This is a genomic window from Palleronia sp. LCG004 (assembly GCF_032931615.1).
Taxonomy (GTDB): Bacteria; Pseudomonadota; Alphaproteobacteria; order Rhodobacterales; family Rhodobacteraceae; genus Palleronia.
The window spans coordinates 2,437,120-2,451,790 of record NZ_CP136759.1 but is presented as its reverse complement, the minus strand read 5'-3'; the positions used below and the strand labels follow the sequence as shown (position 1 = coordinate 2,451,790).

Here is a 14,671-nt window from a genome sequence, read left to right as displayed (position 1 = left end):
AAGGCCGAGGGGCCGTTATCTGGCGCAGTGTGGTTGACTTCGGAGGTTTCGCCGCGAAACCTGACGCGTGCAAGTTATCTGCGGAGCGCCCATGCGATTCACGAAGCTCAGGCTCAACGGCTTCAAGTCTTTCGTGGACCCGACCGACCTGGTCATCCATGACGGGCTGACCGGTGTGGTCGGGCCGAATGGCTGCGGCAAGTCCAACCTGCTCGAGGCGTTGCGCTGGGTGATGGGCGAAAACCGCCCGACCGCCATGCGCGGCGGCGGGATGGAGGACGTGATCTTCGCCGGCACGTCGAGCCGGTCGGCGCGCAATTTCGCCGAGGTCGCGATCCATATCGACAATTCCGAGCGTCTGGCCCCGGCGGCCTTCAACGATACCGACCAGATCGAGATCATCCGCCGGATCACCCGCGATGCGGGCTCGGCCTTCAAGGCGGCGGGCCGCGACGTCCGGGCGCGCGACGTGCAGATGCTCTTCGCCGATGCCTCGACCGGCTCGCAATCTCCGGCCCTCGTCCGGCAGGGTCAGATTTCCGAACTCATCAACGCCAAGCCCAAATCCCGCCGCCGCGTCCTCGAGGAGGCGGCGGGCATTTCGGGGCTCTATCAGCGTCGCCACGAGGCCGAGCTCAAGCTCAAGGGGGCCGAGGCGAACCTCGCGCGGCTTGACGACGTGATCGACCAGATGGCCCAGCAGCTCTCGCAGCTCGCCCGCCAGGCGAAGCAGGCGGCGCGCTACCGCGAGATCGGCGCGCGCCTGCGCGAGGCCGAGGGGCTCTTGCTCTATCGCCGCTGGCGCGAGGCCGACACCGCCCGCGCGGTTGCCGTCGCCGAGATGGAAGACCGTGTCGCCCGAGCGGGCGAGGCCGAACGCGCCGCACGGCAGGCCGTCGAGGCCCGCGAGGCGGCCGAGATCGCGCTGCCGCCCCTCCGCGAGGAGGATTCCATCGCCGCCGCGATCCTCCAGCGGCTGCAGGTCGAGCGTGCGACGCTCGACGAGGAGGCGACCCGCGCGGAGCGCGCCATCGAGACGCTCGAGGCCCGGCTCGAACAGATCGCCCGCGACGGTGCGCGGGAAGAGGCGCTCAACGCCGATGCGGGCGAGAGCATCGACAGGCTCATGGCCGAGGCCGCCGAGCTGACCCAGGCGGGCGAGGGCGCCGCCGATGCGCTTTCCGAGGCCGAAGGGGAGGCCGAGACGGCCGCCCGCATCCTCGCCGATCGGGAAGGGGATCTCGGGCGCATGACCGAAGAGGTCGCCCGCCTCGCCGCGCGGCACCAATCGGCCGAGCGGCTGGTGGCCGAGGGCCGCACCAACCGCGACCGCGCCGAGGCCGCCGCCTCCAAAGCGCGCACCGCCGTGGAGGAGGCCGAGGCCGCGCTCTCCCGCGCCGGTGCCGCGCAGGAGGTCGCCGAGGGCGCGCAGGGCGACGCACAGGCCAGGGCAGAGGCGGCCGAGGCCGCGCTTGCCGGGGTCGAGGCGAGCCGTGCCGAAATCCAGTCGCGCGAGGCCGAGGCCCGCGCCGCGCGGTCCGAGATCGAGGGCGAACTCGGCGCGATCCGGGCCGAGGCCGCGGCGCTCGAAAAGCTGGTGGCGCGCGGCGACGATGCGGGCGACCAGCTCGTCGATGCGCTGAGCGTCGCGCCGGGATACGAGGCCGCGCTGGGCGCGGCGCTGGCCGACGATCTGCGCGCGCGGGTCTCGGAGGAGGGATCGGGCTGGCGGACGCTGCCCGATTACGACGAACCGCAGGCGCTTCCGGCCGGTGTTGGGCCGCTCGCCGCGCAGGTGAAGATGCCGGATCTGCTCGCGCGGCGTCTGGCGCAGGTGGGCATCGTCGAGGCCGGGGATGGGGCGCGGCTGCAGGCGGATCTGAAGCCGGGACAGAGGCTCGTCAGCCGCGAGGGCGACCTCTGGCGCTGGGACGGGCTTTGCGCGCGGGCGGCCGACGCGCCGTCGGCCGAGGCGCTGAGATTGCAGCAGGTCAATCGGCTGGAGGCCCTGCGCGCCGATCTGGCCGGGCTCGAGGCCCGCGCGAGCGAGGCGCGGGACGCGCATGAGGCGATCGGGGTCGAGGCCAAGGCGCAATCCCGCGCCGAGGCCGATGCGCGCGAGGCGCGGCGCGCGGCCGATGCGTCGGTCGCGGCGCTGGGGCGCGATCTGAGCCGGGCCGAGGCCGATCGCAACATCGCCGACGGCAAGCTCGAATCCGCGCGCCTCGCCGTCGCGCGCCACGACGAGGAGGCCGGGGCCGCCCGCAAGGCGATGGCCGAGGCCGAGGCGCAGCGCGACGGGCTCGACGATCTGGATGCGCTGCGGGCGCGGGTCGAGGATCTGAAGATCGCGGTCGAGGCCGCGCGGATCGCGATGCTGTCGAAACGCTCGGCTCATGACGAGCTCGATCGCGAGATCGCGGCGCGGGAGCGGCGGCAGACGGCCATCGAGAAGGAGCTGGCGGGCTGGCGCGGGCGGCTCGGCAATGCCGACAGCCGGCTCGCGGATCTGGCGCGCCGCCGCGAGGCGACCGAGACCGAGCTTGCCGCCGCGCGGAGCCGCCCCGCCGAGCTGAAGGCCCGCCGCGAAACGCTCGACCGCGATGCGAGCGGCGCGGAGGCGCGCCGCGTCAAGGCGGCCGAGGCGCTGAGTGCCGCCGAGAGCGCGCTGACGGAGGCCGCACGCGCCGAACGCGACACCGAGCGCGCGGCCGGAGAGGCGCGCGAGGCGCGGGCGAGCGCGGGCGCGCGACGCGATGCCGCAGGCGAGGCCGCCGAGGCCGCCGCGCACCGGATCGAGGAGGCGCTCGACACGACGCCCGCGCAATTGCTCGAAGGGTTGGGGGCCGATCCCGAGAAGATGCCGCCGGCCAACGAGATCGAGGCCGAGATCGCCCGGCTGCGCCAACAACGCGACGCGATGGGCGCGGTCAACCTGCGTGCCGAGGAGGATGCGAGCGAGATCGAGGGCGAGCATTCCGGGCTTGTCGCCGAGAAGGCCGATCTCGAAGGCGCGATCGCCGAGCTGCGGCGCGGGATCGCCGGGCTGAACCGCGAGGGCCGCGAGCGTCTTCTGGCCGCGTTCGAGCGTGTGAACGAGAATTTTGGCATGCTTTTCAAGCACCTTTTCGGAGGCGGAGAGGCGCGGCTGGAGCTGGTGGAATCGGACGATCCGCTCGATGCTGGGCTCGAGATCCTGTGCTCGCCGCCGGGCAAGCGGCTGAGCACGCTGAGCCTTCTGAGCGGGGGAGAGCAGACCTTGACGGCGATGGCGCTGATTTTTGCGGTCTTCCTCGCCAATCCCGCGCCGATCTGCGTGCTCGACGAGGTGGACGCGCCGCTCGACGACGCGAACGTCACGCGGTTCTGCGACATGCTCGACGAGATGTGCCGCCAGACCGAGACGCGGTTCCTCATCATCACCCATCATGCCGTGACGATGGCGCGGATGGACCGGCTTTTCGGCGTGACGATGGGCGAGCAGGGCGTCTCGCAGCTTGTCAGCGTGGATCTGAAGAAGGCCGAGGCGATGGTCGCCTGACCCGTCGGGGCGGTCGATGCGGAACGGATGTTCCCGAAGGTGGGACCGAAACGGCGTGCGGTGCGTTCAGATCTCGTGCACGGTCCCGAGCCTGGCATCATCGACAGACGGAGGAGGGGTGGCCCGCATGCGGTCCCGCGCTACGAATGTCATCATGTGCCTGCGGGACCGAGCGGACCCGTGCAAGCGCGCCCGCGACCGGGGACGATCCGGTCAGGGCGGGCGTCTGGAATATCCTAAGACGAAGGAATCGTCATGAAATTAACGCTGAACGTGAATGGCGAGGATCGCGACCTCGACATCGATCCGCGCACCACACTTCTCGATGCGCTTCGCAACCATCTCGAACTGACGGGGTCCAAGAAAGGCTGCGACCACGGTCAGTGCGGGGCCTGCACCATCCTTCTGAACGGACGCCGGATCAACGCCTGCCTCACGCTTGCCGTGATGCACGAGGGCGACGAGATCCTGACGATCGAAGGGGTGGGACAGCCCGGATCGCTGTCGCCGCTGCAGCGCGCCTTCGTCCAGAACGACGGCTATCAGTGCGGGTACTGCACGCCCGGCCAGATCATGTCGGCCAAGGGCATGATGGCCGAGTTCGACCTCGGATGGCCGTCGAACGTGTCAGACGACCTGACCGCCGTTCCCGATTTCAGTCGCACCGAGATCCGCGAACGGATGAGCGGGAACCTTTGCCGCTGCTCGGCCTATCCGGGCATCTGCGCGGCGATCGAGGAAGCCGCGCCCGAGGAACGCAACACCGGAACGGAGGCCGCCGAATGAAACCGTTCGATTATGTCCGCGCAAGCGATGCGGCCGGCGTCAAGGAAGCCGGTGGCAGGATCATCGCGGGCGGGACCAACCTGCTCGACCTGATGAAACACCAGATCGAGACACCGTCGACCCTCGTCGATGTCACGCGTCTCGACATGACCGAGGTGGAGCAGGCCGAGAACTCCCTGAGGATCGGCGCGCTCGTGACCAATTCCGAGCTTGCCGCGCATGAGAGCGTCAGGCGCGACTATCCCGTCCTGAGCCGCGCGCTGCTTGCCGGCGCGACGGGCCAGCTGAGGAACAAGGCCACCACGGGCGGCAACCTGATGCAGCGCACGCGGTGCCCGTATTTCTACGACACCACGCAGGCCTGCAACAAGCGCGAGCCGGGGTTGGGCTGCCAGGCGATGGAGGGGGCCAACCGCATCCTCGCCGTGCTGGGGGCATCCGACAAGTGCATCGCGACGCACCCGTCCGACATGGCGGTCGCCATGCGCGCGCTCGATGCGCGGATCGAGATCGACTCGGTCGATCGTGGCACCGAGCTTCTGACCATGGACGAGTTCTACGTGCTGCCGGGCGACGATCCGTCGGTCGAGACGGTCCTGAATCCCGGCGACCTGATCACCGCCGTGCATCTGCCGACGGCCCCGAAGGGGCGTCAGACCTATCGCAAGGTGCGTGACAGATCGTCCTATGCCTTCGCGCTGGTTTCCGTGGCAGGCATCGTCGAGACGCAGGGCGGCAAGATCACCGAGGCCGCGCTGGCCTTCGGCGGGCTCGCGCCGCGTCCCTGGCGCGACACGGCCGTGGAGGAGGTGCTGGTGGGCGAAGCCCCGTCCGAGGCGCTTTTCGACAAGGCGGCCGACGTGCTGCTGGCCGATGCGAAGGGCCATGGCGACAACGATTTCAAGATACCGCTCGCGCGTCGCACGTTGAAGGCGGTGCTGGGCGAACTGACGGGAGCTTCGTGATGACCGAACATCTCAAGATGGACAATGTCCAGCCGCGCATGCTGGACGAGACCGGACAGGGCGCGATCCACAAGCCCATGACGCGTCCCGAGGGTCCGCTGAAGGTCTCGGGTACCGCGCGTTACGCGGCCGAGTGGAGTGCACCCGACCTCGCCGAAGGGGTGATGGTGCGGGCCGCGATCACCAAGGGCAAATGCAAGATCGACGAGGCGTCGGTCAGGGACATGCCCGGGTTCCTCGGCATCTATACCGACCGGATGGTGCGCAACTCGGCGCAGGGCACGATGGGCACGAACCCCGTTCAGCCCGAAGGCGAGGTGCATTACCTCGGCCAGCCCATCGCGGTCGCCGTGGCCGAAACCTTCGAGCAGGCGCGCGACATCGCGCAATCTCTCAAGGTGACCTACACGGCCGAGGACGGCGCGAAGACGGTGATGGACGATGCGTCGGAGTTCGAGGACGACGACGATCCGGTCGATATCGGTGATCTCGACAAGGCGATGTCGGATGCCGCGTTCAGCATCGATTCGACCTATACCACCAAGCCGCACAATTCCGCGGCGATGGAGCCTCATGCGGCCGTCGCCGACTGGGACGGTGACAAGGTCACGCTGCGCGGTTCGCTGCAGATGCTTGGCTTCAACCGCAACGAGCTGGCGGATTCGCTCGGGATCGACGCCAAGAACGTCCGCATCCTGTCGCCATATGTCGGCGGCGGGTTCGGATCGAAGCTCGGGATCTCGCCCGAATGCGTGGCGGCCGCGGTCGCGGCGAAGAAACTCGGGCGGCCGGTCCGCGTGGTCCTGCACCGCAACAACGTCTTCGAGATGATCACGCTCAGGACCGAGACGAAGCAGCGCGTGCGGCTTGCCTGCGATGCGGACGGCAAGCTTACCGGGATCGGTCACGAGAACTGGCAAACCAACCTGCCGGGCGAATCGATGGCCGAGCCTGTCGATGTGGCGACGCATTTCCTTTATGGCGGCGAGAACCGCCGGTATGGCCAGCACATCGCGCGGCTCAACCGCTCTGCCTCCGGGGCCGTACGCGCGCCGGGCGAGGCCGTGGGGCAGCTCGCGCTCGAGAACGCGATGGACGAGCTTGCTGAGGCGGCGGGCATCGACCCGGTCGAGTTCCGCATCCGCAACGTGCCCGAAAAATCGCCGGAAAGCGGTCTGCCGTTTTCCTCGAACGCGCTCGCGCAATGTCTGAGCGAGGGGGCCGAGATGTTCGGCTGGTCCGAGCGCAAGGGCACCAAGGAGCGGCTCGAGGGTGAATGGTATGTGGGTATGGGCGTCGGCTCGGCCGCGCGCAGCAACGTTCTGATGGAGAGCCGCGCCAACGTCACGCTGAACCCCGACGGCACGGCGCTTGTCCAGACGGACATGACCGATATCGGAACCGGCACCTATGCCATTCTCGGCCAGATCGCGGCCGAGATGCTGGGGATCGACCCGAGCAAGGTCACGGTCGAGCTCGGCGATACCGAGCTGCCAGAGGCGTCGGGCTCGGGTGGATCTTGGGGTGCGGCATCGGCCGGCTCGTCGGTCTTCCTGGGTGCGAAGGGCATCCGCAAGAAGCTGGCCGAGCGGCTGGGCTGTTCGCCCGAGGAGCTGCGCCTTCAGGACGGCGTGGCGACGGGGGCCAACAATCGCCGGCCGCTGGCCGAGCTGATGGACGGACCCATCACCGAAGAGGGGCATATCGAGCCCGGATCGACCTCGAACGATTTCGAGCAGTCGGGCTTCGGAGCGCATTTCGCGGAGGTCGCGGTCAACAAGGTGACGGGCGAGGTGCGCGTGCGCCGGATGCTGGCCGCCATGTCGGCAGGCCGGATCCTCAACGCGCAGACCGCGCGCAGCCAGGTCTGGGGCGGCCAGATCTGGGGCATCGGCGGCGCGCTGACCGAGGAGATCCAGCACGATCCCCGCACGGGTCACATCGTCAACAACGACCTTGCCGAGTACCACGTGCCGGTCAATCTCGACGTGCCGGACCTCGAGGTGCATTTCGTGGAAGAGCGCGACGACCAGGCGAACCCGATGCAGATCAAGGGCATCGGCGAGCTGGGCCTCTCGGGGGCCGGTGCCGCGGTCACCAACGCGATCTACAATGCCTGCGGCGTGAGGGTCTACGACTACCCCGCGACGCCGGACAAGATCTTTCCGTATCTGGATTGAGACAGGAGGGCCCGGAGAGATCCGGGCCCTTTTTCCGTCAGCGGTAGCGCGCCGCGATCGCCTTGAGATCGACGCGCGCCTTGAGCCGCGTGGCGAGAAGGTAGGTTCCCACGACCTTGCGCTGGACGAACAGCGTCTCGGTCGGCGGCACGTGCCAGAAATCGCGCTCCTCCCCGATCTCGGCCCCCTTGAGACGCATCCGCGCCATGAGGTCGCTTTGCCCGAAATCGAAAGGGCCGTCCTGCAGCATCGGGGCCATCGTCATCGCGAACATGTCGAGGATCGTCTCGCGATGTCCCTCGGCCACCGGATCGTCGAAGAGGCCCACCCTGATCGCCGCGGCGCGCGACGCCTCGCGGTCGGAGGAGAGGCCCGCCTGCATGAGCGCATGGAAATCGCGTGACAACCGGTCCGGGATGACCTGCGTCGCCCCGAAATCGAGCAGCGCGATCCGCCCGTCCGCCATCCGGCGGTAATTGCCGAAATTGGGGTCGGTCTGCATCAGGCGGAATTCGAACAGCTCGCGCAGGACGAGGTCGATCAGCCGCGCCGCCACGTCGTCGCGAACCTCTTGCGGGCCATCGGCCAGCGTGCCCAGAGGGACGCTTTCGAGGTAATCCATGGCGAGGATGTCGCGGGTCGAAAGCTCCGGATGCAGCCGCGGCACGACGAAGCGGGGATCGTCGCCGATCACGTCGGCATAGGCTTCGAGCTGCGACCCTTCGCGCAGGTAATCGGCCTCTTCGTGGAGCTGGGCGCGCGCCTCTTCCAGAAGGGGGGCGAGGTTCAGCTGGCGCGGGACGAGGCCCGGCACCCGAAGGATCGCGGCGATGTTGCGGATGTCGCTGTCGATGCTGCCGCGCACGCCGGGATATTGCACCTTGATCGCCAGATTGCGCCCGTCGCGGGTGGTCGCCCGATGAACCTGCCCGATGGAGGCGGAGGCGACGGGGCGCACGTCGAAGCGCGCGAAGCGGCGTTGCCACCCATCGCCCCATTCGCGGGTCAGGACCTCGCGCAGCTGGCGGGGCGGCATCGGATCGGCATCGGCCTGGAGCCGGGCGAAGATCGCGGCGAGGTCGGGCGGGAGGAGATCCTCGGCCTCCATCGAGACGAGCTGGCCGACCTTCATCGCGGCCCCGCGCATCCGGGCCAATTCCTCGGTCACGGCGCGGGCATTGGCGGGCGTCATCATCAGATCGCCGATCCGGGGCCGCCGGCCGGCGGCGAGTTTGCCCGCGCCGCCGCGCAGCGCGCGCCCCGCGAGGCCACCCGTCATCCGGCCCATCCCGAAGAGGCGGGCGAGACGGGCGCTCGGCACGGCGCGGCCGGGGAAATCGTCGTCGTCTGACATGGGCCGCAAGATAGCGCCGCCGCGCGACCCGCCATGACACCAGGTGTCGCAGGGTTCGCGGACCGCCCAAAATTTACCGTTTGATAAAAAAAATTTCCGTGCAAAGCTCGGGTGCAGGAATTGAGCCAGGAGGTCCCATGCCAGATTCCATGACCCCGGGTATCGTGGCCGGCCGTCTGGGCCGGGACGAGATCGCCGAGAACTTCGCCGATCTTCACAGGCCGCTCGATCCGCACGAGGCGGCGGTCGCGGCCGATCGCTGCTATTTCTGCTATGACGCGCCCTGCGTCACGGCCTGTCCGACCGAGATCGACATCCCCCTTTTCATCCGGCAGATCGCGACCGGCCAGCCGGAAGCGGCGGGGCAGACGATCATGGATCAGAACATTCTGGGCGGCATGTGCGCGCGGGTCTGCCCGACCGAGGATCTCTGCGAGGGGGCCTGCGTGCGCGAGGCGGCCGAGGGCAAGCCGGTCGAGATCGGACGCCTGCAGCGCCACGCGACCGACAGCCTGATGGCGCGACAGGGCCATCCGTTCCGCCGGGCGGAGGCGACGGGCAAGCGCGTCGCCGTGGTGGGCGCGGGGCCTGCGGGTCTTGCCTGTGCGCACAGGCTCGCCATGCGGGGCCACGACGTCGTGCTGCACGACGCCAAGGACAAGCCCGGCGGGCTCAACGAATTCGGGATCGCCGCCTACAAGTCCACCGACGATTTCGCCGCGCGCGAGGTCGAGTGGCTGTGCGGGATCGGCGGGATCGAGCTTCGGCCCAACTCGGCGCTGGGAACGAATCTCGACCTCGGGGATCTACGGCGCGATTACGACGCGGTGTTCCTGGGCGTGGGCCTCGGCGGGGTCAACGATCTCGATGCGGAGGGGGCCGATCGTGACGGGGTGATGGATGCGGTGGGCTTCATCGCGGCGCTGCGCCAGGCCGACGACCTGACGACATTGCCCGTCGGGCGCAACGTGGTCGTGATCGGCGGCGGCATGACTGCGGTGGACGTCGCGGTGCAGTCGAAGCTGCTCGGGGCCGAGAACGTGACGATCGCCTATCGCCGTGACAAGTCGCGGATGGGCGCGTCGGAATTCGAGCAGAACCTCGCCACTTCCAAGGGCGTCAGGATCATCTTCAACGCGCAGCCCGTGGCGGTGCACGGCAACGGCGCGGCGGCGGAGATCGAGCTGGAATACACCGCCGATGACGGTACTGGCCTCAGGGGAACGGGCGAGAAGCTGCGGCTGCCGGCCGATCAGGTCTTCAAGGCGATCGGTCAGGTCCTGACCTATCGGGGGCTCGAACTCGACGGTCGGAAGATCCGCGTGACGGGGGCCGGGCGCACCTCGGTCGACGGGGTCTGGGCCGGGGGCGATTGCACCGGCGGCGACGATCTGACCGTTGTCGCCGTGGCCGAGGGTCGCGACGCGGCCGAGGACATCCATGCGACGCTCATGGATGCGGCGGTCCACCCTACCGGTGCGGTCATCGGAGAGGATGCGCGTGCCTGAATTGCCCGAGGCCGAGGCGAATCGCAGGCGCGTCGAGGACGGCGCGCTGAACCGGACCGTCGTGGAGGTTCGGCTCGGCACCGACGTGACCCATCTGGACCTGCCGTCGGAGGAAGAGCGCGCGCGCTTTGTCGGCGGCCAGTTCACCGAGACGCGGCGGCACGGGAAATACATCTTCGTGGGCTCGGCCACTGGCCCGTGGATCGTCGTGCATCTGGGAATGAGCGGGTCGCTGAGGGTTCATGACGGCGACGACACGACGCCGGACTACACGCGGATCACCTTCGTCTTCGAGGGTGCGCGGCGGCTCAGCTATCGTTGCCCGCGCAAATTCGGATGGGTCCGCGTGACCGACGACGTGGACGCCTTCGTCGCCCACCGGGGGCTCGGGCCCGACGCGATGGAGATCGACGGCGAGACCTTCGCCGAGCGGATCGGCGGCAGCAGGGGCGCAGTGAAATCCGCGCTGCTGAGCCAGAAGAAGCTCGCCGGGATCGGCAATCTCTGGTCGGACGAGGCGCTGTTCCAATGTGGGATCGCGCCGGACGAGGCGGGCACGGATCTGGGCGGCAACCGGCTCGGCGATCTGCACGGCACGATGCGCGACGTGCTGCAGGGCGTGCTCGACACCGGCGCGCAGTATTCGGATCTGCCCGAGGACTGGCTGATCCATCGCCGCGACGAGGGGGCCGATTGCCCGCGCTGCGGCGGTACGATCGCGATGAAGAAGGTCGGCGGACGCTCGGCCTATCACTGCGCGACGCATCAGGGCTAGGGCCGCGGCGGCCCGCATCTTCGGTCGGGGCGCGAGGGAGCGTCCGACCATGCAAACGAGGAGGCTAGAGAATGGCTGATCTGACGACCGATTTCCTGGGCATCACATCGCCCAACCCGTTCTGGCTCGCCTCCGCGCCGCCGACGGACAAGGAATACAATGTCCGCCGCGCCTTCGAGGCCGGCTGGGGCGGCGTCGTGTGGAAGACGCTCGGGGCCGAGGGGCCGCCGGTCGTCAACGTCAACGGGCCGCGCTACGGCGTGATCCACGGGGCCGACAGGCGCGTGCTCGGGATCAACAATATCGAGCTGATCACCGACCGGCCGCTGGAGACGAACCTCGAGGAAATGGCGCGGGTGAAGGCCGACTGGCCCGACCGGGCGCTGATCGCGTCGATCATGGTGCCCTGCGAGGAGGAGGCCTGGAAGTCGATCCTGCCGCGCGTGATGGAGACCGGGGCCGACGGGATCGAGCTCAATTTCGGGTGCCCGCACGGGATGGCCGAACGCGGCATGGGATCGGCCGTGGGGCAGGTGCCGGAATATATCGAGATGGTCACGCGGTGGTGCAAGCAGTACTACGACCGCCCCGTGATCGTGAAGCTGACGCCCAACATCACCGATATCCGCAAGCCGGCCCTCGCGGCGAAGAACGGCGGCGCGGATGCGGTGAGCCTGATCAACACGATCAACTCGATCACGTCGGTCAATCTCGACACGATGTCACCGGAGCCGATGATCGACGGGAAGGGCACGCATGGCGGCTATTGCGGCCCGGCGGTCAAGCCCATCGCGATGAACATGGTGGCCGAGATCGCCCGCGACCCCGAGACGCGCGGCCTGCCGATCTCGGGGATCGGCGGCATCACCACATGGCGCGACGCGGCAGAGTTCATGAGCCTCGGGGCCGGCAACGTGCAGGTCTGCACCGCCGCGATGACCTACGGCTTTCGCATCGTGCAGGAAATGAAGGCGGGGCTGTCGGCCTGGATGGACGAGAAGGGGTATTCCAGCGTGTCCGAGGTGGTGGGCCGCGCGGTCCCGAATGTCACCGACTGGCAGTATCTGAACCTCAACTACGTGACCAAGGCCCGGATCAGCCAGGACGATTGCATCAAGTGCGGACGCTGCTTCGCCGCCTGCGAGGACACGTCGCACCAGGCGATCGCGATGTCTGCCGACCGTACCTTCACCGTGAAGGACGACGAATGCGTGGCCTGCAATCTCTGCGTGGATGTCTGCCCGGTCGAGAACTGCATCACGATGGAAGTGCTCGAACCCGGAGCCGTCGATCCGCGCACCGGCCGGACGGTCGAGAAGGAGCCGGCCGACTGGACGACGCATCCGAACAATCCCGGCGCGATCGCCGCTGAATGAGCTAGCGCGTACTGTCCGCCGGCGGCGTGAGGAGCCGGCGGAAGAGCTGCTCGACATGGGCCTCGGCGCGCAGGAGTGGATCCGCGTCGCCGAGGACCGCACGGACCTGCACGTCGAAATCGGCGTAATGCTGGGTCAGCGCCCAGACCGAGATGATGGTGTGGTGCGGATCGACGGGCGCAAGGCGGCCGCGATCGACCCAGCCCTGGATCAACGCGGCGGTCCGGTCGACGAGATCCCGCAATTCGCCGCCGAGCGTGTCGTCGATATGGTGCGCGCCTTGGAGGATTTCGTTTGCGAAAAGGCGGCTTTCGCGCGGATAATGGCGGGTCAGGTCCATCTTGCGCCGGACGTAGCCCATGATCTCGTCCAGCGGCTCTCCCTCCGGGTCGATGCGGCGCATCGGGTCGAGCCAGGCCCCCATCAGACCGAGGAGAAGATCACGGTGGATCGCCTCCTTCGACGGAAAGTAATAGAGCAGGTTGGGCTTCGACAGCCCCGCTTCGGCCGCGATCTGGTCGAGCGTCGCACCGCCGAATCCGCGGCGCGAAAAGACCTCGAGGCCCGCGTCGAGGATGGCCGCGCGATTGCGCGACTGGATGCGGGTCTCAGCCATGTTGCGAACGGTCAATCAACCGGCCTGACCCGTGCGATACGCCCGTTCTTTGTGCATCCGCCGGCATTCTCATCGTGATCCTTGACTGGTTTCGACCCTCTGTTAGCCTTCGTTTTACCGATTGGTCAAATAGCCGTTAACACATTCGAGGAGCCAGCCATGAGCCAGCCCGCCGCCCCCGCCGAGAACATGAGGATCGACGGTGACAGGCTCTGGGACTCGCTGATGGAGATGGCCAAGATCGGGCCGGGCGTGGCGGGCGGCAACAATCGCCAGACCCTTACCGACGCCGATGCCGAGGGCCGCGCCCTGTTCCAGCGCTGGTGCGAGGATGCGGGCTGCACGATGGGGGTGGACCGGATGGGGAACATGTTCGCCCGTCGCGAAGGGACCGACCCCGAGGCGCTGCCGGTCTATGTGGGATCGCATCTCGACACGCAGCCCACCGGCGGGAAGTACGACGGCGTTCTGGGCGTTCTGGGCGGGCTCGAGATCGTGCGCACGATGAACGATCTGGGCATCCGGACGAAGCATCCGATCGTCGTGACCAACTGGACCAACGAGGAGGGGACGCGTTTTGCGCCCGCCATGCTGTCCTCGGGCGTCTTCGCGGGCATCCACGATCAGGACTGGGCCTACGGACGTACCGATGCCAGCGGGGCGAGCTTCGGAGACGAGCTCGAGCGGATCGGCTGGAAAGGCGAGGAAGAGGTCGGCGCGCGCAAGATGCATGCCTTCTTCGAGCTGCATATCGAGCAGGGCCCGATCCTCGAGGCCGAGGATACGCAGATCGGCATCGTGACCCATGGACAGGGTCTCTGGTGGCTGCAGGTGACGCTGACCGGCAAGGACGCGCATACCGGATCGACGCCGATGCCGTTGCGGTGCAATGCGGGCCTGGGCATGGCGCGGATCATCGACAAGGTCCACGAGATCGCGATGGCGAACCAGCCCGATGCGGTGGGCGCGGTGGGCCATATCGACGTCTATCCCAATTCGCGCAACGTGATCCCCGGCAAGGCGGTCTTCACCATCGACTTCCGCTCGCCCGACCTCGGAAAGCTCGACGGCATGAAGGCCGCGCTCGAAGAGGCCGCACCGGCGATCGCCGCCGAGCTCGGCCTCGGGATCGAGATCGAGGAGGCGGGCCATTTCGACCCGGTGGCATTCGACGAGGGCTGCGTGACGGCGCTGCGCGACGCGGCGGAGCGTCTGGGCTACAGCCACATGAACATCGTCTCGGGTGCCGGTCACGATGCCTGCTGGATCAACCGCGTGGCCCCCACCGCCATGGTGATGTGCCCCTGCGTCGACGGTCTGAGCCATAACGAGGCCGAGGAGATCACCAAGGACTGGGCCAAGGCCGGGGCGGATGTCCTGCTCCACGCCGTGATCGAGACGGCGGGCGTCGAAGGGTGAGGCTCGCCGATCCGCGCAACGCCGCGCCGGACCCGATCCGGGGCCTCGTCGGGCGGAAGGCCGGACAGATCGTCAGTCGTCCAGATCCGCGCGACGTGCCCCGGCCGGGCGCGCCATCTCGGCTCGACCGGCGTTCTGCGCCGTTGCGTGG

At 68.4% G+C, this 14,671-nt stretch carries 10 protein-coding genes; 8 read left to right on the top strand and 2 right to left on the bottom strand.

Annotated features, from left to right (window positions below):
- Positions 1 to 91 precede the first annotated feature (91 nt).
- The 4 genes from smc (at position 92) to RVY76_RS11980 (ending at position 7,472) form a co-directional block, all read left to right on the top strand.
- A complete protein-coding gene (gene smc / locus RVY76_RS11995) occupies positions 92 to 3,541 on the top strand; it encodes a chromosome segregation protein SMC (RefSeq protein WP_317374286.1) in 3,450 nt (1,149 codons plus the stop codon).
- 255 nt (positions 3,542 to 3,796) lie between these two features.
- Positions 3,797 to 4,327, top strand: coding sequence for a 2Fe-2S iron-sulfur cluster-binding protein (locus RVY76_RS11990; protein ID WP_317374285.1), 531 nt, complete (start codon positions 3,797 to 3,799; stop codon positions 4,325 to 4,327).
- A complete protein-coding gene (locus tag RVY76_RS11985) occupies positions 4,324 to 5,292 on the top strand; it encodes a xanthine dehydrogenase family protein subunit M (protein ID WP_317374284.1) in 969 nt (322 codons plus the stop codon). Before RVY76_RS11990 ends, RVY76_RS11985 begins: the two co-directional genes overlap by 4 nt.
- Positions 5,292 to 7,472, top strand: a complete 2,181-nt coding sequence (locus tag RVY76_RS11980; RefSeq protein WP_317374283.1) for a xanthine dehydrogenase family protein molybdopterin-binding subunit — start codon at positions 5,292 to 5,294, stop codon at positions 7,470 to 7,472. Before RVY76_RS11985 ends, RVY76_RS11980 begins: the two co-directional genes overlap by 1 nt.
- Before the next feature lie 37 nt (positions 7,473 to 7,509).
- On the opposite strand, the gene RVY76_RS11975 is transcribed toward RVY76_RS11980, so the two are convergent.
- Entirely contained in the window at positions 7,510 to 8,826 is a 1,317-nt protein-coding gene (locus RVY76_RS11975; RefSeq protein WP_317374282.1) for an AarF/ABC1/UbiB kinase family protein, read from the bottom strand.
- A 137-nt stretch (positions 8,827 to 8,963) separates the two neighbouring features.
- On the opposite strand from RVY76_RS11975, the gene RVY76_RS11970 reads away from it, so the two are divergent.
- The 3 genes from RVY76_RS11970 (at position 8,964) to preA (ending at position 12,485) form a co-directional block, all read left to right on the top strand.
- Positions 8,964 to 10,334 carry an NAD(P)-dependent oxidoreductase gene (locus RVY76_RS11970; protein WP_317374281.1) on the top strand — a complete coding sequence of 457 codons (1,371 nt, stop codon included), beginning with the start codon at positions 8,964 to 8,966 and terminating at the stop codon, positions 10,332 to 10,334.
- Entirely contained in the window at positions 10,327 to 11,109 is a 783-nt protein-coding gene (locus RVY76_RS11965) for an Fpg/Nei family DNA glycosylase (RefSeq protein ID WP_317374279.1), read from the top strand. Before RVY76_RS11970 ends, RVY76_RS11965 begins: the two co-directional genes overlap by 8 nt.
- A 71-nt stretch (positions 11,110 to 11,180) precedes the next feature.
- Positions 11,181 to 12,485, top strand: coding sequence for an NAD-dependent dihydropyrimidine dehydrogenase subunit PreA (gene preA, locus RVY76_RS11960; RefSeq protein ID WP_317374278.1), 1,305 nt, complete (start codon positions 11,181 to 11,183; stop codon positions 12,483 to 12,485).
- Between the two features lies 1 nt (position 12,486).
- Here the strand turns inward: preA and RVY76_RS11955 are convergent, their stop codons facing one another.
- On the bottom strand, positions 12,487 to 13,101 hold the full coding sequence (locus tag RVY76_RS11955) for a TetR family transcriptional regulator C-terminal domain-containing protein (RefSeq protein WP_317374277.1): 615 nt from the start codon (positions 13,099 to 13,101) through the stop codon (positions 12,487 to 12,489).
- 159 nt (positions 13,102 to 13,260) lie between these two features.
- On the opposite strand from RVY76_RS11955, the gene RVY76_RS11950 reads away from it, so the two are divergent.
- Positions 13,261 to 14,520, top strand: coding sequence for a Zn-dependent hydrolase (locus RVY76_RS11950; RefSeq protein ID WP_317374276.1), 1,260 nt, complete (start codon positions 13,261 to 13,263; stop codon positions 14,518 to 14,520).
- Positions 14,521 to 14,671 lie beyond the last annotated feature (151 nt).